This is a genomic window from Paraburkholderia caballeronis, assembly GCF_900104845.1.
GTDB lineage: Bacteria > Pseudomonadota > Gammaproteobacteria > Burkholderiales > Burkholderiaceae > Paraburkholderia > Paraburkholderia caballeronis.
This window is the reverse complement of sequence record NZ_FNSR01000001.1, coordinates 320,648-340,819: the sequence shown is the minus strand read 5'-3', so window position 1 is coordinate 340,819 and position 20,172 is coordinate 320,648. Positions and strand designations below refer to the sequence as shown.

General features: G+C 56.8%; 20 protein-coding genes and 1 pseudogene. 12 read left to right on the top strand and 9 right to left on the bottom strand.

Features of this window, described 5'->3' with window-relative positions; genetic code table 11:
• Positions 1-26 precede the first annotated feature (26 nt).
• The 4 genes from BLV92_RS01470 (at position 27) to BLV92_RS01455 (ending at position 2,947) form a co-directional block, all read left to right on the top strand.
• Positions 27-950: a recombination directionality factor gene (locus BLV92_RS01470; protein WP_090541605.1), complete on the top strand. Its 924-nt coding sequence runs from the start codon at positions 27-29 to the stop codon at positions 948-950.
• The gene (locus tag BLV92_RS01465; RefSeq protein ID WP_090541604.1) at positions 947-2,014 is read left to right on the top strand and encodes a hypothetical protein; all 1,068 of its coding nucleotides are present in this window, start codon (positions 947-949) and stop codon (positions 2,012-2,014) included. Before BLV92_RS01470 ends, BLV92_RS01465 begins: the two co-directional genes overlap by 4 nt.
• Before the next feature lie 262 nt (positions 2,015-2,276).
• Positions 2,277-2,660 (top strand): hypothetical protein, encoded by a 384-nt coding sequence (locus BLV92_RS01460; protein WP_090541602.1) that lies wholly within the window; start codon positions 2,277-2,279, stop codon positions 2,658-2,660.
• Positions 2,657-2,947: a hypothetical protein gene (locus BLV92_RS01455; protein WP_090541600.1), complete on the top strand. Its 291-nt coding sequence runs from the start codon at positions 2,657-2,659 to the stop codon at positions 2,945-2,947. Before BLV92_RS01460 ends, BLV92_RS01455 begins: the two co-directional genes overlap by 4 nt.
• 56 nt (positions 2,948-3,003) lie before the next feature.
• Here the strand turns inward: BLV92_RS01455 and BLV92_RS01450 are convergent, their stop codons facing one another.
• Complete coding sequence (locus tag BLV92_RS01450; protein ID WP_090541598.1) at positions 3,004-3,345, bottom strand: helix-turn-helix domain-containing protein; 342 nt, start codon at positions 3,343-3,345, stop codon at positions 3,004-3,006.
• 172 nt (positions 3,346-3,517) lie between these two features.
• On the opposite strand from BLV92_RS01450, the gene BLV92_RS01440 reads away from it, so the two are divergent.
• Both BLV92_RS01440 and BLV92_RS01435 read left to right on the top strand, forming a co-directional pair.
• Positions 3,518-4,861, top strand: coding sequence for a hypothetical protein (locus BLV92_RS01440; RefSeq protein ID WP_090729882.1), 1,344 nt, complete (start codon positions 3,518-3,520; stop codon positions 4,859-4,861).
• Between the two features lie 149 nt (positions 4,862-5,010).
• On the top strand, positions 5,011-5,850 hold the full coding sequence (locus tag BLV92_RS01435) for a hypothetical protein (protein ID WP_090541593.1): 840 nt from the start codon (positions 5,011-5,013) through the stop codon (positions 5,848-5,850).
• A gap of 181 nt (positions 5,851-6,031) precedes the next feature.
• Here BLV92_RS01435 and BLV92_RS01430 read toward each other — a convergent pair whose 3' ends face one another.
• The gene (locus BLV92_RS01430; RefSeq protein ID WP_090541591.1) at positions 6,032-7,333 is read right to left on the bottom strand and encodes a hypothetical protein; all 1,302 of its coding nucleotides are present in this window, start codon (positions 7,331-7,333) and stop codon (positions 6,032-6,034) included.
• A 16-nt stretch (positions 7,334-7,349) separates the two neighbouring features.
• Here BLV92_RS01430 and BLV92_RS33050 point away from each other — a divergent pair, with 16 nt between their 5' ends.
• Positions 7,350-7,517, top strand: coding sequence for a transporter substrate-binding domain-containing protein (locus BLV92_RS33050; RefSeq protein ID WP_090541589.1), 168 nt, complete (start codon positions 7,350-7,352; stop codon positions 7,515-7,517).
• Positions 7,518-7,774: 257 nt separating this feature from the next.
• Here the strand turns inward: BLV92_RS33050 and BLV92_RS31340 are convergent, their stop codons facing one another.
• The 5 genes from BLV92_RS31340 to BLV92_RS01410 form a co-directional block, all read right to left on the bottom strand.
• The gene (locus tag BLV92_RS31340; protein ID WP_143040636.1) at positions 7,775-8,404 is read right to left on the bottom strand and encodes a hypothetical protein; all 630 of its coding nucleotides are present in this window, start codon (positions 8,402-8,404) and stop codon (positions 7,775-7,777) included.
• Positions 8,405-9,142: 738 nt separating this feature from the next.
• Positions 9,143-10,879 carry a YfjI family protein gene (locus BLV92_RS01420; protein WP_090541587.1) on the bottom strand — a complete coding sequence of 579 codons (1,737 nt, stop codon included), beginning with the start codon at positions 10,877-10,879 and terminating at the stop codon, positions 9,143-9,145.
• Positions 10,876-11,250 carry a hypothetical protein gene (locus BLV92_RS01415; protein WP_090541585.1) on the bottom strand — a complete coding sequence of 125 codons (375 nt, stop codon included), beginning with the start codon at positions 11,248-11,250 and terminating at the stop codon, positions 10,876-10,878. Before BLV92_RS01415 ends, BLV92_RS01420 begins: the two co-directional genes overlap by 4 nt.
• Complete coding sequence (locus BLV92_RS31335) at positions 11,247-11,621, bottom strand: hypothetical protein (protein WP_143040635.1); 375 nt, start codon at positions 11,619-11,621, stop codon at positions 11,247-11,249. The genes BLV92_RS01415 and BLV92_RS31335 overlap by 4 nt, the downstream gene beginning before the upstream one ends.
• Positions 11,622-11,988: 367 nt before the next feature.
• Complete coding sequence (locus BLV92_RS01410; protein WP_208862113.1) at positions 11,989-12,303, bottom strand: helix-turn-helix transcriptional regulator; 315 nt, start codon at positions 12,301-12,303, stop codon at positions 11,989-11,991.
• Positions 12,304-13,280: 977 nt separating this feature from the next.
• On the opposite strand from BLV92_RS01410, the pseudogene BLV92_RS01400 reads away from it, so the two are divergent.
• Both BLV92_RS01400 and BLV92_RS31330 read left to right on the top strand, forming a co-directional pair.
• A pseudogene (locus tag BLV92_RS01400) lies at positions 13,281-14,732 on the top strand (IS1182 family transposase).
• Positions 14,733-15,172: 440 nt separating this feature from the next.
• On the top strand, positions 15,173-15,742 hold the full coding sequence (locus BLV92_RS31330; RefSeq protein ID WP_143040634.1) for a hypothetical protein: 570 nt from the start codon (positions 15,173-15,175) through the stop codon (positions 15,740-15,742).
• A gap of 298 nt (positions 15,743-16,040) precedes the next feature.
• On the opposite strand, the gene BLV92_RS31325 is transcribed toward BLV92_RS31330, so the two are convergent.
• Together BLV92_RS31325 and BLV92_RS01395 are read right to left on the bottom strand one after the other, a co-directional pair.
• Entirely contained in the window at positions 16,041-16,586 is a 546-nt protein-coding gene (locus tag BLV92_RS31325) for a hypothetical protein (protein ID WP_143040633.1), read from the bottom strand.
• An 11-nt stretch (positions 16,587-16,597) separates the two neighbouring features.
• Positions 16,598-17,164 carry a papain-like cysteine protease family protein gene (locus tag BLV92_RS01395; RefSeq protein WP_090541581.1) on the bottom strand — a complete coding sequence of 189 codons (567 nt, stop codon included), beginning with the start codon at positions 17,162-17,164 and terminating at the stop codon, positions 16,598-16,600.
• A gap of 165 nt (positions 17,165-17,329) precedes the next feature.
• Here BLV92_RS01395 and BLV92_RS31320 point away from each other — a divergent pair, with 165 nt between their 5' ends.
• The 3 genes from BLV92_RS31320 (at position 17,330) to BLV92_RS01385 (ending at position 20,156) form a co-directional block, all read left to right on the top strand.
• Positions 17,330-18,340, top strand: coding sequence for a hypothetical protein (locus BLV92_RS31320; RefSeq protein ID WP_143040632.1), 1,011 nt, complete (start codon positions 17,330-17,332; stop codon positions 18,338-18,340).
• A gap of 164 nt (positions 18,341-18,504) precedes the next feature.
• Positions 18,505-19,044 (top strand): hypothetical protein, encoded by a 540-nt coding sequence (locus BLV92_RS01390; RefSeq protein WP_090541580.1) that lies wholly within the window; start codon positions 18,505-18,507, stop codon positions 19,042-19,044.
• Between the two features lie 14 nt (positions 19,045-19,058).
• Entirely contained in the window at positions 19,059-20,156 is a 1,098-nt protein-coding gene (locus tag BLV92_RS01385) for an OmpA family protein (protein ID WP_143040631.1), read from the top strand.
• Positions 20,157-20,172: the final 16 nt, after the last annotated feature.

Below are 20,172 nucleotides of genomic sequence, written 5' to 3'. Positions count from 1 at the left end.
CTCTACTTAATCTCCAGGAGCCAGACATGCTCAAGGGCCTTGCCCTAACGCCGCCAGTTTTGGGCCGCATCAGTATCGGACGCATTGTCGAGAAGAACGGCAAGCGCCTGCCCGCTGCCGACGACCAGTTCACCCTCACGACCCAAGTGCAAAATAGGGGGGAGTGGCTGTTGCACCCGCTGAATGAGGAACTGCGAAAGGCTGTTCCCGGCAAGCTCCGCGCGATTCCCGTCCGGATGTTGTTCAACGATCCCGATCTGAACCTTCGGGCCGACTATTCGTGCTTCGACCGCGAGACAGGACGCCCTGTCTGCGTTGGCAATGGCGAAACCTGCCGTCGTGCCGGTGATTCAGGTATCGAAGAATTGCCGTGCCCGTCGCCAGATGCCTGTGCGTTCGGTCAGGCCGGAGCTTGCAAGCCCTACGGGCGGCTCAATGTGCTGATTGGCGAGGAAGACGAACTCGGGTCTTTCGTGTTCAGGACCACGAGCTTCAACTCGATCCGCACATTAGCGGCACGGCTGCACTACTTTTCCGCAGTCTCGCGCAACCTGCTCGCCTGCCTGCCGCTCGAACTTAAGTTGAGGGGAAAAAGTACGACTCAAAGCTACCGCTCCGCGATCTACTACGTCGACCTCGGCGTGCGCACGGGTAGCAGGCTCGAAGCGGCAATTACCGAAGCGCGCGAACTCGACGCCCGGCGCAAGGCCGCTGGCTTCGACCAACAGGCACTCGATACCGCCGCGCACGCCGGGCTCAGTAACGGCGCATTCGAGGAGAGTATCGAGGATGGCGGCGCAGCCGTGGACGAGTTCTACCCACAGGAAACGCCGGGTGACGCGCCGCACGAAGCCCCCGCATCCCCCGCAGCGGCAAGCGGGCCGCCGCCGTCAACGCTGCGCGACAAGATGGAACGCAGGGCCGCGCAGCTCGGCGGCAAGGCAGCATGACGCGTCGCACTGCGCTCGCCCTGGGAGTTGTAGCGACGGCAACCGCGCTCAGCCTGTCCGTTCTGGCCGGCTGGCAGCGTGGCGGATCACTGGCGGAGCGAGTCGCCTGGGTGGCGATCGGCCTGGTGCTCGTCACGAGCGCGCACCTGTTACCGGCACTACTTCGGGAATCGTCGTTCCTCGTCCGCAGCATAGGTAGCGTGCTATGGGGAGCATCCCTGATCACCGCGTGTATCGGCCATGCGGTTTTCTTCGTGACTGCCCAGCAGCATGCGGGGGAACTGCGGGTGTCGGCTGTCCCCGCACCTCCCGTTCCGGTATCCAGTCGTAGTCTCACGACAGTCATGTCGGAACAGGCGAATGCGACGGCACAACTCGCCACGGCTCATGCCCGTTACTGCGTTGGGAACTGCGCGACGCTGGAAGCCCGTCGCACGACGCTCGCGGCCAGGGTGGAGGCGTTGAACGCCGAAGCGGACGACATTCGACGCCAGCAAGCCGACGACGACCGGACCACAGCCCGTCGCGACGCGGTACGCGCCGATCCGGTCACGTCGCGACTCGCTGCGTTACTCGGCATACCCGTCGCAGGCATCGACCTGCTGTTCGGGGCGCTCTTCGCAGCGGTACTGGAGGGCGTCGCCTGCCTGCTGTGGACGCTGGCACTGCGGCCATCGTCGTTGCTCGTCGTAACAGAAGTCGCGACGGTAACGGGTTCTTCCGACACAACTGCGCCGACGGTCGCGGCAGTCGCAAACGGGACGCCCCCGCCCGATCCAGTCGTCGCGCCGGTCACGGTAAGTCACACCGATGCGGCCGTTAGTCGCAAAACTGCCTCACCCCGTCGCAGCGGCATGAGGAACAGTCGCGTCCAGCGAAACGATCGGCGATTGTCATCATCGACCTCCGAATCCACGGACGTGCACCTGGCGCAACTCGATCGCGACGTTGCAGCCGGGATCGTCCGACCGACCGTCGCTGATATCCGCCGTCATCTGGGTTGCTCCCAGGCGAAGGCGGTCGCCCTGCGTCGCCAGCTCATCGAACCCGACGTAACGGCATAGAAGACCGAAGCCGCGAACAGCTATTTCCATCTGCGCTAGTACAGGAACGTTAACGAGCATCTGACGTTCAGCCGCATCGATTTGGTTGACCAGATGAACCGCATCCTCGCGATGCACTACCCGAACGCGCTCACCTCCGAGGCGCGGTAGCTCCCGTCACCGGACGCGTCCTGCGCCCGGCTTACTTTTTTTCTCACTTTCAGCGACACGCTATCCGGTCGATCCGGAGGCCTGTACTCGTCCGTCTTCTGGAGAATTCGTCATGAATCAGCCTACCCGACTCAAACCGCTTTTCCGTCCGGGACGCCTGCTCGTCGCGCCGGACGTGCTCACGGCACTCCGTGCGAACGGCATCCCCGTCGTCAGTGTTTTACTCAGGCATGTGGCGGGCGACTGGGGCTCAGTGTCAGACGAGGACTGCCAGCAGAACGACCTGTCAGTTGCGGCAGGCCTGCGCCTGATCTCGCTCTACCGTCTGCCAGACCAGACCCGCATTCTCGTCATCACCGAGTGGGATCGCTCGAACACGACCATCGAACATCTTGATGATGTCGTGCCCGACAGCGCGGCACGCAAGGACGCGCCCGCGACTCGTCGCTATCCGGTCTGGCCTTCTTTGGGTTACGTGCAGGAGGTACGCGCATGAGCTGCTACGAAAACGGACCACGCTTCCCGATGGGTCGTCCTGCCATCACGCCTGCGGCCGAAGCCGCCCTCGATGCCGCCGACATTCATCCGGTACGGCTTCTGGCGCGCCATATTCACGGCGACTGGGGCGAACTCTCCGCCGAAGACCGGGCCGCCAATGAACTCGCGCTGCTCTCCGGCAGGCGGCTGCTTTCGAGCTATGCGATACCGGGCGGCACCAAGGTCTGGCTGATCACCGAAGCCGACCGTTCGGTCACGACGATACTGCTACCGGAGGACTATTGACGCCTGTCCTCGTCCAGAAACTGGGCCCGGCTGCATCCCGGAAAAGCGGCTAATGCTTACCGGAGCCTGCTGCGCTTGATCTCTGGCGGCGTCGCCGCATTCGCCCGGCGTTCGCCGGTCGGTGCCAGCGACACACCGTCCAGCGGCGCAAACAGCGACGCCAGCGTGACGTTCAATGAATGGCAGATGTTCGCCAGGGTCTCGACGGACGGATTGGCAATACCCCTCTCGATCGCCGAGATGTATGTCCGATCAACGTGCGCTTCAAAGGCAAGCGTTTCCTGCGACTTCCCGGCCGCATGCCGGCATTCCTTGACCCGCCTGCCGAGGGCAATCGAGATCGGGGCGGGCCGGGCTACAGGAGGAGTTGGGCGCTTCGCAGTCATGGCGTGCAGGATGCCCGCCCGTCGACTGATTCACGACGCTCTAAACTCTACACTTAATGTCGTGTATACACTTCATTTTTTCCGCATATAGCCGATACTGAGGGTTGTGGGCTCGCATCCAAGCTATCCCGCACCCATCTTTGTCGAGTAAACACTACATTTAACCACTTGAGGAAGCTACGCCGTGCAGAAAAACAAGCTCAATACGGGGATCACGAAATTCGCGCTCGGCGCGTCCATGTGCGCGGCGCTCGTCGCCTGTGGCGGGGGCAACAGCAGCAATTCGGGCACCAGTAGCCCAAGCGTCACAACGAACGGTACGGCCGCGGTCGGCTCGGCGATCGTTGGAGGCACCGTTTCGCTCAAATGCGCGTCGGGTGCAACGGCGTCGGCGACGACCGCCGCTGATGGCACATATTCCGTTACCTTGAAGTCGGCAGACTACCCGTGCGTCGCCCAGGTGTCGGGCGGGCAGGCGAACGGTGCAGCACTCGCGTCGGCGCTGCACTCCGTCGCCTCCGCTCCCGGCACAACAAACGTTACCCCGCTGACTGATCTGATTGTCGGCGTGCTGGGGAATGGCAATGCAGCGGCGCTAGATGGCGCTACGTCGAGCACGCTGTCGAGCACGATCACGGCCGAAAATCTGGCGAGCGCACTCACGAAGGTCCAGACGGCAATTGCAACGCTGCCGGGCAAGCTGACGATTGCGAGCGGCTTCAATCCGCTGAACTCGCAATTCGGCGTGGGCGATGCCAATGACGCGCTGCTTGACCAGTATGCGGCGGCGCTGAATGCTGCCGGCTTGACGCAAGCCGATGCGGTCACGCACACCGCCGGTGGCCAAGAACTGACGCTAGCAGCCTTTAGCACCACGGCGTTCACCACGCCTTATACGTCCTTCAGTGCCGGCTGGTCGAATAATCTCGACGGCAAAACGGTGCTGTCGATCCCCGATCCGCTGCGCGGCGCATTGTCGGCGGAGGTCAGCGCCGACGCGACGACCGGCAATCTCACACTGGTTGGCACTACGCCGTTCACCGGCATCGTCAGTCTGCTCGGCAATCGCGTCGGCACGCTTTGCGTGTCGGGCAAGGGGCAGGCCAGCAACGCGCAGCACTCGCTCTACATCTACGTGTCGCCGGACTTCACGCAAGTCACCGATCTCGCAGAAATCAAGAGCGCGCTGCTGAACAACAGCTGGGAGACCTACGAGGATTGCACGAAGGACAGCATCACCTACACGACAACCGCGACCGGCCTCATCGTGACCTATAGCGATGGATCAAGCGACGCTGTTGCCGACGCAGATTTTAGCGAGGCCGGCAATGTAGAAGCTCGCCAGACTGCCAGCGGCGTCGCAATTGGCACTTCCGTCGCCCGTAGCAGGCTCTACAAATACACCGACCCGAACAGCCGCAAAACGACTTACGCCACCGTAGAAACCAGCAGCGATAAGGATTCGACCGATCTGGCCTACGACCCGACCAAAGACCTCAACAACGTCATTTTGAGCATATCGCAATAAGCCTTTGGTTAGCCGTGCTCCGATGTTTCGGCGGGTACGGCGGCATCTTCCCGGCGCAGCGGCTGCTTGTTCGAGCCTGCTGCGCTTTTCTCTATCTGACGAACGCGATTCCATGAGCCGCGCTCTTCATTTTCTCTTCACATTTACCGATGAAAACGAATTTCACCACGCTTGCTGCGGCGGCGTGCCTGAGCGCGGCCCTGGCCGGTTGCGGTCATTCCGAGATCGATACAGTCAACGCAACAACCATTCCGCAGGACTCAACCCATACCTACAAGACAGCGCTCTCGAACCGGGCCTCTTGCGAAAAGGAGAACTGGCGCAAGTTCAAGGACGACACGAACCGCACGGTCGTGGAATACCGCTGTGAGCTGAAGAACGGCGCGGCGCTGCTTGCTGCATTCCGTCAGCAGAAGATCGGCGATACGCAGCACGATTTCCAGGGTTATTACAACGGTCTGGATCAGACCGCCGGGAGCATCCAGAATCCCGAGGCTCTAGAGAAACAGCTTGCCGACACTCAGAGCCAACTCGCGCGGTTGCAGGCCAACGGCACGCCGCCGGCAGATACGCCGGAAGCGCTAAAACAGGGGCTCGTCAATCGCGCAAGCGAAATGGACGCGGCTCAGTCCGCCGTCGAGCGGGCGCAGCGGGAACTAGACGATGCTAGGAGCAACCAGACCGGAGTGCAGCAGGAGCGCGCTCGTTTCGAGCAGCAGGAAAAGGATACGCTCGCGCAGATCGACAAAACATACGGCGGCGTAACCGGGGTGAGCGAAGTGTTCCAGTGGTACGTGCGTGACGATGACGTCGTGCCCGCGTGGTCGGGCGTCGAGCTGGCGAAGCAGGACGGCAGCACCTCGCGTCTTGACCGAAACTGGAACCAGACGATGGGCGATTTGCTCAGCCACCGTGGCAACGATCACGTTCACGCCGTGCTCAACATCCCGGACAACATCGTCCCCGGTCAGCAGCCGTCGGCATCCTGATCAAACCGGCTGAACCAGAACAACGTGCCGCGCCAGTATAGGCGGCATTTTTTTTGGTTCTTCGCGGATTCCCGTGGGGGCAATACCGGCTGGAGTCGGCCAAGAGCGCACCAATCAGCGAGGCTTCATGTCGGTGGCAGTCCGCTCTTCCTGTATATCTTGGAGTGTGAGGCGACGGGGCCTACTCGGCTTGTTGCACTTCGAAGTACAAATTGCCAGTTGTTTGCCGTGGCAGTTCATCTGCTCCGACTCGATAGCCAACCTCGAACGAATGGATATCCGCCTGGGTGCTCATCACAATCGTGAACGATTTGAAAATCTTCCGAAACCCATGTTGAATCTTTCCCGCTCGGAAAGCGATGGCTTTATGGTCGTCGCCGATCCGTGGCCCTTCCCTCAAATACGAACTATCGAGCTGCGGGGAGTGTACTGTCGTCGAGCTTATGAATCCATGGGGCGCCAGAGGCGGAGGTTCCGGTAGTTCTGGGCCCTTTGGTAAATCATCGTCTTCGTAGACCAGAACACCGTCCGGGAATGTAACTCCTGCCCATACATCTGTTGCAGGCCGTGTTCCTCGGTTTACAACAGCGAGCTGGATATGCACGGTGCGCTGTAGAAGCAACCTGTGCTCCTTGAGCTTATCGAGGTACTTCCCATAGCTGTTGTAGTACCATTTCACGCGCATGTTGTATCCCTCGAGTTCCTCCTCTGTCCATTCTCCAAATCGCTTAACGCGCGGCCCCCCGAACGGAATCAACGCCCCCGAACGAAGCATTTCAAACGGCGACTCGGGCTCATCCTGTTGAGCCTTTGTTCTCAACGGTGTCTTGGCCATGACGTCAGCTAGCGACGGCACATCGGTCAGTTGTACATCTTGCCGAACGACAAAGACTTTCGGGATATCGTCGGCTACCTCAACCGACAGCGACGGCATTGGATTGCGAATCAACTGGTCTTCTCTCGGCGCTGCCAAATTCGTCCTAAGCGCTGCAACAAGCTGTCCAACAAGACCATTTCGAATCTTTTCGATAGCAGGGTTCTTTTTACTGTCGAGGTGATAGGTGATAGCCCCACGCCTGTGCCGCAAGTCGAACGGCAGTTCCTCTGGTTTGCCGCCAAACGCTAGGTTAGCAACGGTAATAACGCGCTGCGGGCCTACTTCACGGATGGCATAGCCCAGCTCAATCATGACATTGGGATTTGGAATCTTCTTCGTCGCCGTATCTTTCTTGACCTCGGCAACCGGAGTGACATCGGCAACAAATATTTGACAGTCGTCTATCTTCCGGAAAATCGTGGCCACGATTTCAACCAGTCCTGCTTCGCCCTTGGTGTCATGGTCTAACTCGAGACGGTCCGCCACCTCTAGCTGAAGCTCCTCGGCAACCTTTTCTATGGCCTGAGCGAGCGCATCCTTGATGAAGTCTTTGGTAGTTGCTGCGGGAAGGTCGCTCTGCCACGACCAAAAAACGGTTCTGCTCATGATTTCACGTTGACGGTTGCGCCCACAATTGGACCGAGAATTCTACCAAACACCAACCGAACGAAAGCATCCTCCGGGATCGTTCAAGGACGCATCTGGCCAACTGAACGGCTTCGACATCGATATTGCAAGCGCACTGTGCGCTGAAATGAAGATGACCTGCCAAATCACCGCGCAGGCGTAGGGCGGCATCATTCCTGGCCTACAGGCAATACGTGAGTGCCCGCTCCTCGCAACTTCAGATGTCCGCATCGGGGTCGGATACCGCCCCTTGCCTCGGTTGCGCGGGACCTGATCTGACGGTGACTGTCATATCGAGCCCCGACCTCTACACATCAAGCGATTCGCTGAAGGTGATGACCGCAAGCAGGTTGCACTACTGCCCGAATGCGTCGACAACTACATTGGGCAGGACAATCCAGTCAAGGTCACAGACTCCCCTCAGTCAGCACCGAACTTCCGTCTCCCACTCAATTTGTCGTCCTCGTCTCGATCCAGAGGAGCCTGCGTCACCTTGCTCATGTACAGACCAATGACCTTACGCAGCGATTCACGCTTTTCCTCGTCATCGCGGTGAAGATAGCCCACAGCTACGCCCCATTTGTTCTTGTAGGAATGCGCATAGCGATTGCCGTTGTCGTAGTCGCCCCAGCCACGCGTGAACGCTACCCAATACTCTCCCAACTCATCGCAAGCCGTTACGTGGTCACGACGACTGGCTGAAACGAAAACGACCAGATGTAGGTGATGATTTTCATCGCCGTTACCACCGCTCTCCTGCCGCCATATCAGACCATGAATCTCAGACAGGATTCCACGAGTCGCATCCTTGATACGCTGAAACAATTTACGACGAAGTATCTGCATCGTTTCGAAGTTTACATCGTCACGAAGATATTTCTTGACAACCAGCGTGATGAATAGGATCTGATAGCTCTTACGGCGATCAAGCATCTCCAACTCAAAATTCAAGTTCCTGATTCTGCATCTATCGAAGCGTTGCTTCTTGCGTCTCTGGGTATTGGAATCATCGTCTCTATCGAGCCAATATTTTTTCGTTCTATCAGACATGGTTGACCTCGTTGGTTGTTACATCAACTGATCAAGCCATATGGTAGAAAATTATTGATTTAGTTTTTTCCGAATTAATGATACTCGATGCCGCATGCAACATGCATTAATTAACTTTTCTCTTGATAGATGGTCTTTTTTTGTAAATATTTTTGCTGTCGATGAATGTTGCTTGCAGACGGTGTATCGAATATATTTTTTTTAGTCTGCGGAATTTCTTTTAAAAGCTATTTCCTTTTAAAACCCTATTACATAGGCACTGCAATTTCAGATGAACGGCGACATGGATGCACGAGCAATACTTTTTGCATGGACAACATTCGCATCACCGATAAACAAAGCGATTCAGTCTGATTTTCCACTCCGCCAAATGTGCAACAAGTCGAGAGCAAAAAAGAAGGGAGCTGTGTCGCACCGCGCAGCATCAATATCGCCATGCACACCAACTTCCAGATCGGATAATTTCGTCGCGAGCAGCAACAGTCAAGGCATTTCCTGAGCAACTTTCGAGGCAACTCTTGGCCTTCAAACAGTGTGATGCATGAGCAAGCGCCTGAAGAAAGCCGTCCGTTCCGCACCCATGCAGGTGGCCCGACCGATAGTCGAGTGCAATGCCGTGACGGGGCGCTCCCGAAAAATTCGAGGCCGCATGGCATAGAAAATCGCCTTTCTCACCCCGGAAAGGCGAAAAAGGCGATGTTTTCGTGCGTTCTGATTCAAAAAAAGATCTTCAATCCACTACCGGGAGCGGGAACGGAGCCAACGGTTATCTAGATCAAAAAAGAACTCGTACTTGTCGCCGCCCACGCGGTACCTAATTTCGACCGACTCTGGCTTCCTCTTCGGCGGGGCAGACGCCCTGCTTGTCGCGCGGGATTCGGCTTCCCGGACGAGCACATTTCCTCTAGCGTGAAGCCAGTCCAGCACCGGCCTGAAATTCTCGATCTTCTTCAGTCCATATCGTGAACAATTGGCGCGCAGATCTTGCACGGGCACGTCACAAACCATCCTGACATCGCCAGGCAGATCCTCCAGAGGGCCACCATTTACGCTTTCCAGCATGTCCCTGAACTTCGTTAGCACGTACCCGGCCATCTCGCGCATCCGGGTTTCCTGGTTGAACACCCGCCTGAATTCATTGAGATACCATTCCGCTACCTTGAAGGCTGCTTCGACCGTTGACTTCGGAATTGCCAAGCCAGCGCCAGCCGGGTTGTCCATATCACCACATTCGAAAAAGTGAAAGAGTGCTGACAATCTTGCGACGTGCTCAGCGAAACGATTGGCAAACTCTCGCTCATTTTCAAATTTCCCTTTCGTTGCCATACCAACTTCAATACCGTTGTACATCTCCTCCCAGAATTTTTGAGCATCAGGCTCGAAGTACAACGTCTCTCTGTTTTCCGCCCGCTCTTCGATGCTCGCGTGGGAGTGCGAAAGAAACGCCTGAACCCGCTTATTAAAGCGGTCGATCCACACAGTCGAACGGTCTTCTGGCCTTTTAAAAATGCGCGTTCCATAGGGCGTATCCGGCCTCGATAAAAGTACTCTGGACATTAACCCGATGCCTTTTGCGAGCTCCCCTTTTTGCTCCACGAAGCGGTCAAATACGATTGGCTGCACCATGAGCGATAGGGTTAGCCGCGGGTCATGGACGAAAAAGCTTTCCTGTTTCGTGCGGCCGACGACATCAATCGAGCCGCCATCCCACAGGCGATCTAGGCTCGCCATGTCGGATTCGCCTTTCGAATTGAGAATCCCGGCGGCTTCGTCCGAAAACAGTCCGACAGCCGGCCAATTCTGCGCTAGGCTCTGTTCAAGCTGGCGTATCGGAATTTTCGAATACAAGACCCGCTGCAATCGCGGCGGACGGCGTTGGATTACTTCCCGGTTGAGTTCGGCAAGCTCCCGCGTCACCTCCTCTGCCTTGTCGCCCGCCTTCTTCGCGAGTCTCTTTGTCTCTGCGTCTTCACTTATAGACAGCGTTTTGGATTTGCGAAGCAGTTGCCCTTCGGCCTTTTCCAGTTCACGGATTTTTCGTTGCGATGCGGCCCGGTCGAGTTCGTAGGCAGTCGTCTCCGCCTCGAACACCGAGCGCCTGATAAGGTCGTATGCCTCAATCGGTTTGACAACCAGTTGGTCCGCGCGGGACTTGCGCGCCCCCGTATCCGCCACGGTCAGGAGGAAAAGCGAACAAACCGATTTGTGGTCGTTCGCTATGCCGCGATTCATCCAAATCAGGTCTTGGCATGCCACCGAAATGGCAGACAACACTGCCTGTGCCGCAATGGGCACCGCCAGTCCGTCATTCTTGCAAATTTCGATAACGGCACCTCTCATGGTCTGCGGCAAGGCTTCCCAAGGATAGGTTTCGTCTTCGGGGTCAAAATCAGGGAACGGCGGTTTCTCACAATGCCCGGCAACAGGTTCGGGTGCGAGCAAAAGCGGCACATTGAAGTCGATATTGTCGCTCATGCGCCACCTCCCTGCGGCTTCTGCGGTGACTGCGCGGAGAGCGTTGCAAGAGCTGCTTGCACAAGGCTGTCCGGTTTGCGTTTTTTGGCCTTGCGTATTGCACGCGATGACGGATCCACCCGGCCATCCTCCTGAAAAAATCTACTGACCTCGATGCCCGTGAGCTTCGGCCCCCCGTGCTCGAATATCGCTTTGGCGATCTTGTCCCACGAGACCTCCTTCTCACGGGCCTTCTGGACGAAGTTGACGCACGGCGGGAAAGCCTCACGCTTTTCGTCATCAGCACTTTTCACGTGCGCGAGCGCGGCCAATGCCGCCTGCTCATCGAACACGATTACTCTTTTCTTATCGCTGTGTATTTTGCCAATCATGACCGCGCCCCCTTTTCAGACCAGCAGCGCACATCAAAATTGGGCTTGGTCTGCACCTCGCTAAGGCCGTTCATGAGCGACTGGCAGTAATCCAATAGATCTCGCGCGAACCAGAAGTGATGAACCTTGCCGCGATATTTGAAAGAACCACCACGCGGGGTAGGGAACTCGGGATCGTAATCCGCGCTTCGCTTGTCAGTGAAGGCTCGAACCTGCGCTTCGTCAACGCCCAAGGAATGTGCAACCACGCCGGTTGTGAATACACAGCCCTTGTCGTCACGCACGCATCGTTTCGTCAGAGAAAGCGATTCCAGGTTGATAAGCGCGAGTCGATCATGAGGCGACAAGATTTTTCGAGTACGAACATTCATTCCTGGTCTCCCTTCAGGCCGACAATCGCGCGGGTGCGAGGACGATTGGCAATCCACGGATCTACCTCAGCCCCAATCCACCGGTTGCTCACGGAACTGCCCTTTGCGGAAACAGCGGCGGGCAAGGGAAAACTGCTGGCATACGCAGCGTCGGCGGAATTCATGCGGGCATACACCGAACTTCGCGACAACCCTGTGCGCAGCTGCGTTTCACCGCCGCGCACTCTTCCGTGGAGAGGAAGTCGCGATTCTCGGGAACCGGCCTGATAGCGCGCGCCGCCGGGCGAAAGTTCGTCCGTCATCGCCTGCCAGAGCAGCGGAACGTCTCTTTTCGGTAAAGCAGATGGCGAGGATGCGCGGAGAACCATTATTCGCCCTCCCGCTTAAAGCCGCTTGTGTCTCGCACGCGAGGACGCGATGCGATATAGGCCAAAACCTCACTGAGCCGGTAGCGTACCGACTTCCGTCCCAGCCGAACACCCACCGGGTGCTCCGCGTCATAGGCGATGGATGTCTGGTTCATTTTTTCATACGCACCGCTGCGACTATCCCCCGTGAGCTTGATCAACTCGTTGATATCGATAAGGCGATCGCAGCGGCAGTCAATAGGACTACAAATTGATACAACACCGGCTTCTGCTTTCAATTGGGCAGCAGACAGCCCTGAAGATACGTGATTCACGCCCACTCCCTTCCGCCATTGCGGAATCGTTGAACACTAGATGTTTGGAAAGTGAAATTCGCGCGGCCAAAAAACACGGCGCGATTAGGCAGAGCGGAACCTTCGATCGTTGATCGAAACAGGTTGCGTCTGAACTGGAAGTCTTTGTGTATTACCCGTGATGGGCTTATATGGAGTGTCCCTCGATGGGGATACTCACAACGTAGGTGGGCTACGTCTTTTGGAGGGTGCGCCACTACGGGGCACCAAGTCAAACCACCGCAGGAAAGTGGAGTCATACCCTACGATGGACGCTATTGGATCATCAGCGACACGAAAAATCAATCGATTTTTGCCCAACACCGCTTGCGGATTCGGTCCTGGAGCAGAACAGGCCTCAGCGGCTTCCGCTTCCAGGCCAGGTTTTCGCAAAGACGACCGCGGGTCCAGTCGCAACCGCAAATCTTTAGTGGCCGTCACCTAGTGCAAGGCCGGTGCGGGCCTCGCGGACGGCGCCGCCATTGAGGATGTCCATCTGCCTCAAGTCGGCCATCAACGGCCGGTCGACGACGTCGCTTGGATAGCTGACAATCGAAGCAAATGACATCCTGTCGACGGCGAAAGATGAGCGGCAACCGAGAAGAGAAGAAAACCAGCGACTTACGCGAGGCGTTGGATCGCGTTGTCGATGAACGGTCGCTTATTAGTTTCTTGCATGCCCTTGCTTGCGACTGGTCCGCGGCGTCTAGCACGCCAGGCTAGGAAAATGGGTCGATTGGCGCGTTCCTCGATGCGGTTGCCACGTGGGCCGAAACGTCCAAAAACGGACTCCGCTTCTACGATGTCCCATCGAACCCGTGGCGCCGTTTCGCCGACATGCTTATCGCCGGCAAGGAATACGAGTAGGTCAGCCGAACCGCTGCCGTTAGCGGCCGAGGCCGTGTAAAAACGCGCGTGATCACCTAGACTAAATCAACCCGCTGAAACAAGAGGCGCAGATGGGGCGATTTATCGAAGGTGCGGAACGCAGTCAGACGACACTCCTGCCGGAGTGTCTCGATGACTTTATCGCTGAAGATAATCCTGTGCGGATTGTCGACGCCTTCGTCGAAGAACTCGAACTGGCATCCCTCGGATTCGAAGGCACCACGCCGGCAAGCACCGGGCGACCTTCTTACCACCCGGCCGTGCTGCTCAAGATCTATATCTACGGCTATCTCAATCGCGTGCAGTCTAGCCGACGCCTGGAGCGGGAGTGCCAGCGCAATGTCGAATTGATGTGGCTGACCGGCCGGCTTGCGCCAGACTTCAAGACGATTGCCGAGTTCAGGCGGAACAATGGTGAGGGCATTCGCAACGTGTGCCGTCGCTTCGTGATGATAAGCCGGGAGCTGAAGCTGTTCACACAAGCGGTCGTAGCCATCGACGGTAGCAAGTTCAAGGCGGTCAACAGCCGCGACAACAACTTCACGCCCAACAAGATTGCACGACGTCAGGAGCAGATCGAGCAAAGCATCCAGCGTTATCTGGACGCACTGGAGACCGCCGATCGCACTCAACCAGCCGAGGTAGAAGCGAAGACTGAACGCCTACGGGAGAAGATTGAGACGCTGCGTGAACAGATGCGCGATCTGGATCGCGCAGCGGAGCTTCTAAACGACCTGCCGGAAAAGCAGGTCTCGCTGACCGGTCCCGACTCACGCTCAATGGTCTCTCAAGCCAAGGGTACGGGCGTGGTTGGCTATAACGTTCAGGTCGCCGTCGACGCCCGGCACCATCTCATCGTTACCCACGAAGTCACGAATGTCGGCAACGACCGGACGCAGTTGAGCCCAATGGCCAAAGCGGCGCGCGACGCGATGGGCAAGAAGAAAATCAAGGCACTGGCAGACCGTGGATACTTCAGCGCACCAGAGATCAAGGCATGCGACGACGCGGGCATTACGGCATTGGTGCCCAAATCACAAACCTCCGGTGCAAAGGCTGACGGTCGCTTCGACCGGGCCGACTTCATTTAAATCGCCAGAGACGACCAGTATCTGTGTCCGGCAGGGCAACGCGCGATATACCGCTACACCTCGTTGGAGAGTGCCAATCTGCTGAAACTGCGGACCTACTGGAGCACTGCCTGCCCACACTGTCCGCTCAGAAAGCAGTGCACGCCGGCGCCGTATCGGCGCATTCGCCGATGGGAACACGAAGCGGTACTCGACAGAATGCAACGCAGACTGGATCGTCAGCTTGACGCGATGACAATACGGCGACGAACGGTCGAACACGTGTTTGGCACGCTGAAGCACTGGATGGGCTCAACCCACTTCCAGATGCGCAGGCTTGGGAACGTTTCGACTGAAATGAGCTTGCATGTGCTGGCGTACAACCTCAAACGCGTCATGAAGATCCTCGGATTTGCAAAGACACTGCGAGCGATGAAGCTCGCAGGCGCGTAATCTCACGCCTGCCTTTGCTTGTTGGCGTGGCGAAATCAGTTCAGTCGTAGACAACAGGAAGACAGGAAGCTGCGAAGGCGCGGCCTCACCAGTCGCTCGACAGACCGCCGGCTCACGCGTTTTTACACGGCCTCGGCCACAAGCGGCCGTTGACATACGTCGTCGATCGGACATTCAGACGTCGGCACCGCCGCATGACCGGCCCCCCGATTGTTATAAGACGAATGCCCGTTCACTGGTCTATTATCAGTTGGCTATGCCTCTGAGTGTGGCCGTGTTCGTCAGCACACGTACAAGGATAGGTGGCTGCTGGCTATCGTCTAAGCGATCCTATACTGCAACCGCGTCTTATAGCTTGCATTCAAGAGGCATGAATGCCACTTGCAGCGAAATCGCGGTGGCTGATAGGCCCACTGTGCGGATAAAAGGGAGAACTGTATATGGAGTCGATCAGCTGGTTCTGGCCCTGGATGGAAAGTAACTTCGGGAAAAACGCGGCAACGGTACTTTTCACTAATTTTTTCGCTGCGTTGTTCGCCGCACTACTAATTAGATTGTGCTCAAAGCTCGCACCTGATTTGAACTCCAGATTTCAAAACTACTTGATTTTTTGTTTGGGGGCGTTACTTGGATGGGGATTAGGAATGTTTTTGGCACCGTACGGGGCTCAGGATCAAACCGCCTTCGCACAGATGGGACAACTGGCGTCCGTATTTATCTCCGGATATGCGCTGAGCAAGTTTGATCGTTTCATTGAAGCGAGCATGTTCGACGAGAAGAAACCACGAGTGGATTCGTGGATCAAAGTGGGGTTGTTTGTCGCGACCGCGCTTTTAGCTCTTCTAACCGTCGTAACGAACAGGCTTTACTTTCGTCCCGATGGCATATCAGAACAATTCAATTTCTCGCTAGGCGGTGAAGTAGTAACGCATAAGTATTCCATTGCGAACCTAAGTGACGCGGTTTACGTCGACCTGCTTCGATCCGAAGACGTCGCCCCGCGTCGATGACAAAAACGGCCCTCAAATGCGAGGCTAGCGACTGACACGTAAAGTGGCGGATTCGACCGGTGGATGCAATAGTTTGCCGGAACCGATCGGCTTGAGTTTGGTAGTCCGGGGTCTCTCTCGGACGCTCGTTCAATTGTCTCGCCACGGCATTGAGTTGTCTGCGAATATATTCACACATCGGTGCGATAGTTGAGCCACAACGTTTCCTTGGGAGTAGATTTTCAGCCGCCACTCCACGTCTTCAAGGTTAGACAGCGCGCGAGCAACCACCGTCCATCGTTGGCCCACGGTCATACCGCTAGTTCGTAAGCCGTCGCCGACGGCGCTGATTTTCGTGCCTTTCAGATAAATTTGCGATAAATTCTGATCTCGAAAGCTTAATTATATTTTCGGAAGCGTCAGTTATAACGAAGATAGTTTTTCTTGCTAACAGCCAGATGACAAGCATATGCATCCTTGGAATCGAAAGAAGCCTCATCCTGGCGGATCCGCCTGCGACCGATTGAGCGAATCGGATGCCCTCTTGAGTTTTTCTAGCTCCGCGCCCAAAATGAACGGACGACAGCACCAAGTGATCTTTTTCCACATTTGAGACGTCAGCGGCGCTGATCGCGAACTCTCCATTCAGGAGCAAGAATCGCCACGCAAAAAATTTCGGCTTTGACATTGCCCCGCTCGCAGAGATATCCGCGACATAAAGCGGAAACGGTCCCAGGGCGCCGATAGAGACAGCAGACACATCAAATGCGTTCCTGCCGGCGCTAGATTTTCTTAGAACGTCTGGTATCTTGCTGCATAAAACGTGATTGACCGCGTCAGGTGCCGTTTCGAAAGTCAGTTTCATGGCCGTATCTGCTAGCCGGTAAGATAGCTATTACTCCAATACCCCGTCCCTCGATAACAAGAAGTTAGCGACGTCAGTAATGTCGATTTTTCGCCAACATCTGGGTCAGGGTCCGCGACTTCAATCCAAACGTCACCGGCTGATCCCCCATATATCCCGTAAATAGAAACGAAGTGGCCGTGGAGCGGGTCCCAAGCGACGCGCACGCCGACCGGCCGCGAGTTATTAATCTGTTCTGTAATCTCCGCTTGGTTGAGGGCCCTATCGAGCCTGGTTGCGTTTATTCCCGCGCGCTCCATGGCGACTTCAAGTTCTGCTGGCTCATCGCACGCATATCCTGGAGAGCAGCAGGCCTTCCCTGGAAAAACCGCTTGGGCAAGTTGACATTGCTGCATACCGTCGCCGTTGCGCTGGTAGAAAATTCGCATACTTAAACTCACAGCGGCCCAACACCAGAATTCCTTCTGTTGCGTAACCAGTGGAAACTGAATTCCGACGTTTGGAACTTGCCTCAGCGCGGCGAAACCTCCACTGCCCAGGCTGACTGTCAAATGTGGCAGATCGTCGAATGGCGGCATAAGGGGCTCAATTGGCGTTGAACTTAGAAGGTTTCCCACTATTCTCCAAAATAGATCAACAGAGTAGAACCGCAGAGAGGGTATACCATGGTGCTGACTCGATTGGTCGCAGCCTCATTTCTTTGTGCGTTGGCAGGATGTGCGTCGCCGACGATAAACTATTCGATGCTCAAGAAAGGCGATACCTCGATGTCGGCAAGCGCTCCAAAATTCAAATTCGCGCACACCGTTATCAATATTGATGCCAAGGACTCCGGCTATACCGCTACCTCTGTTCTTGTTGATGGGGCGGCCGATCCCTTCTTCACGGCCGTTGGTTCAAGCATGTTTTGGGGTGTGAAGACGCACCTGTCAATGAAGTACAAACCCGGTACGATGTTGATGGATTCTGTCGACGTCTCGGTCGAAGACAACCGCATAAAGTACATTGACGCAGCAGCGGGTATTGTCGGCTCCTTGATAAAAGGAGGCAGCGCCCCTCCGACGCCGGGTCCTATCCAGTTTCCCATTTCAATTGCGGTTGATCAATTTCTGTCTGCAAGCATTCCAACTGTTTGTCAGGAATCAGATGACGTCCGCGTTTGTCAATACGATGGCCCGGCAGGATCTGAGACTCCACAGTGGCGTATCTCAATCACGTTTTACCCTCCGTCGCCGGGCGCCATTTCTTTCAGCGAATTTGCAGCTAACCACTTGGGATCGAACGAAACAGCCGTTTTTTACTCTTCATGCCGAGAGGCAATGGTGAGATTTTCTCCGATCGGCGCGCAAGCCGAATCGAATCTTGGTATGAACGAGATTGGCATGAGCAAACGTGACGAGACAATTCCTACGTTGAGTCGTGCGCCCGAACTATATCGGAACTCCGCCATGTTGAAGGTTGCAGCGAATACCCCAAAGCCGATTGATAATCCACCGCCGCCAATGGCCCCAATCATGCCGTCCAGACCTGCGGTCTCGCGCGCGTCAATGTCTATGACGGTCCGAGTGGCGGATCCGAATTTTCTCGAATCAACTATGCTGCCAGACAAAGGGACCGTTTCGTTAAGGAGCGACTGTGGCGCCGAAGTTACAAGTCAGCCTGCGGGCACTTCGAGTGGATGGGAAGTGGCGGCGGACGTTATTAAGCAAGCAAAGAGCGCATACGACGCTTCGCATACGAAGCCTGCCAAATAGCGAATCAGGCCACACAAACCAATTTACAAGCAACGCGATATAACCCAGTGAGTGGGGAACCCAAGCGACTACGTGGTGACGAAACCACGACGCTTCTACGAGTCCTGCCGCGCCGGCACTTGCCGGCCAGTCGCGAACCGTCTACAGCGAACAGAGGAGGTGACATGTCGATCCAGTACGAATTCACCGGGCGCGATACCATCCGAATCGCATGCGACTTCGATGTAATCGAAGTCCCCTTGCCGACTTCCGTTTCGTCCGGGGACGCGGCAAGTGGGAATGTCGACGTTGACGGAACGACTATGGGTTCTTCGTCGTCGAAGTCGGAAGGGGCTCGCGGCGGCGTGATCGCGTCGGGCCCGCAACCATCATCAGGGCGTCCCAAGCAGGTCACGCGGGCGATGGGGCTTATCACCAGGACAGGCGTTACTTTCGACTGGACCCAGATGGATTTGTCGGAGTCAATGCTCAGTCTGGACGGCAACGCTAACATGTCCAAAGATGAGCTGGCGCGGCACCTTTCGCAGCGTGTATTCGAGACGTTCACCGGTAACGCAGGCGACAAGCTGAAATTCGTCGACGTTGGCGTGAAGCCTTGGAGCGGAACGACTCCAGAGCAACTGGAAAACTTGCGCAGCATCGTCGAGGACCCCTCGATCCCCGTAGATGCGGTGCGACTTTTCCGGCTTCCCGACAGCAATTAAGTCGGGTGTGCGAGGTGGACTCGACCGACTCATACGCGACCCCGAAGGCGAGCCTGCGTGACAATGTCAAGACGCTGCTCGGAGTCTTCGGCGGTATCGCCGGCTTGCTGCTCGCCGGTACGCCATTCAACGGCTACGGCAGCCTAGACCCCACGCGAGCTCCTATCCGCTGGCTGATCGCGACCGTGGGGCTTATCGCAGCTGTCCTTCTCATCGGCAGGTCGATGGTTCTCCTTTTGCGCCTGTTGAAGCCTGACCTGGTTTACGCGAGCGTACTTCGCGAGCATGTTGACCTGACGGGTTATGCTCCTGCCGATCTCGAAGAGGTCGGGTGGCTTCGCGCCGAATTCAAACTCCACCGCAAGGATGTGCTGCCGGACGACGCGCCGACCCTTGACGATCTCGAGAAGAAGGCCGATAGCGCATATAACAAATGGGAGAATTCGCGCGAGGTGCAACGCCAGGATAATGCACCGGCCAACATCGATGGCCGGGTCGCCGGCGACCGGCAAGCTTACGATGATAGAGCGAGTAGCCTCCAGAGTGTGAACGACTGGGCGGCGTTCACCCGCATGCACTATCGGGTCGTCAAGGGCTGTAATGAAGCATTTGTATTGGGTTTTCTCGCGTTGCTCGCTATCGGCGTCTTCTCTTGGGCGATCGGACAAAAGAAAGACGCTCCACCACAAATATTTGTCGTTCCGCCAGTTCCTGTGCCACCGCCATCGCCTCCGGTTTTGCCACCCGTAGCGGCGCTGCCGGACCTGCGACCGATCCTCTTCGAAACTGGCAAGGCAGAGTTGTTAGTCGATGGTTTGGCAGAGCTCGCGAAGGCGCGCGACTACCTGCGCGGCCATCCCGAAACGGGATTGTTGGCCCTTGCCTACACAGACACGCGCGGCGGCCGCATGTTCAATCGCGCGCTCGCGGCGCGGCGTGCTGAGGCAGTACGCAGTGCCCTGATTGCCGAAGGTGGGATTGCCGCTTCGCGCCTCTTCGTCGCTGAGTTGCCACAGACCGACCTCCCGACGCTTACGGGTCAGGCCGTTGACAGCCAGAGCAACCGCAGCGTGCATCTCATGCTGCTGACGCTGCCCGTGCGCGGACGCTGAGCCGGTGAAGGGCGCG

Excerpts from the sequence above, each read along its gene's own strand:
- BLV92_RS31335 (WP_143040635.1), bottom strand. The coding sequence starts at position 11,621 with ATGAATGTTCGTACTCGAAAAATCTTGTCGCCTCATGATCGACTCGCG.
- BLV92_RS01415 (WP_090541585.1), bottom strand. The coding sequence starts at position 11,250 with ATGATTGGCAAAATACACAGCGATAAGAAAAGAGTAATCGTGTTCGAT.
- BLV92_RS01435 (WP_090541593.1), top strand. The coding sequence starts at position 5,011 with ATGAAAACGAATTTCACCACGCTTGCTGCGGCGGCGTGCCTGAGCGCG.
- BLV92_RS01420 (WP_090541587.1), bottom strand. The coding sequence starts at position 10,879 with ATGAGCGACAATATCGACTTCAATGTGCCGCTTTTGCTCGCACCCGAA.
- BLV92_RS01460 (WP_090541602.1), top strand. The coding sequence starts at position 2,277 with ATGAATCAGCCTACCCGACTCAAACCGCTTTTCCGTCCGGGACGCCTG.
- BLV92_RS01430 (WP_090541591.1), bottom strand. The coding sequence starts at position 7,333 with ATGAGCAGAACCGTTTTTTGGTCGTGGCAGAGCGACCTTCCCGCAGCA.
- BLV92_RS01455 (WP_090541600.1), top strand. The coding sequence starts at position 2,657 with ATGAGCTGCTACGAAAACGGACCACGCTTCCCGATGGGTCGTCCTGCC.
- BLV92_RS01395 (WP_090541581.1), bottom strand. The coding sequence starts at position 17,164 with ATGCCGCCATTCGACGATCTGCCACATTTGACAGTCAGCCTGGGCAGT.
- BLV92_RS31320 (WP_143040632.1), top strand. The coding sequence starts at position 17,330 with ATGCTCAAGAAAGGCGATACCTCGATGTCGGCAAGCGCTCCAAAATTC.
- BLV92_RS01465 (WP_090541604.1), top strand. The coding sequence starts at position 947 with ATGACGCGTCGCACTGCGCTCGCCCTGGGAGTTGTAGCGACGGCAACC.
- BLV92_RS01470 (WP_090541605.1), top strand. The coding sequence starts at position 27 with ATGCTCAAGGGCCTTGCCCTAACGCCGCCAGTTTTGGGCCGCATCAGT.
- BLV92_RS01390 (WP_090541580.1), top strand. The coding sequence starts at position 18,505 with ATGTCGATCCAGTACGAATTCACCGGGCGCGATACCATCCGAATCGCA.
- BLV92_RS31330 (WP_143040634.1), top strand. The coding sequence starts at position 15,173 with ATGGAGTCGATCAGCTGGTTCTGGCCCTGGATGGAAAGTAACTTCGGG.
- BLV92_RS31325 (WP_143040633.1), bottom strand. The coding sequence starts at position 16,586 with ATGAAACTGACTTTCGAAACGGCACCTGACGCGGTCAATCACGTTTTA.
- BLV92_RS31340 (WP_143040636.1), bottom strand. The coding sequence starts at position 8,404 with ATGTCTGATAGAACGAAAAAATATTGGCTCGATAGAGACGATGATTCC.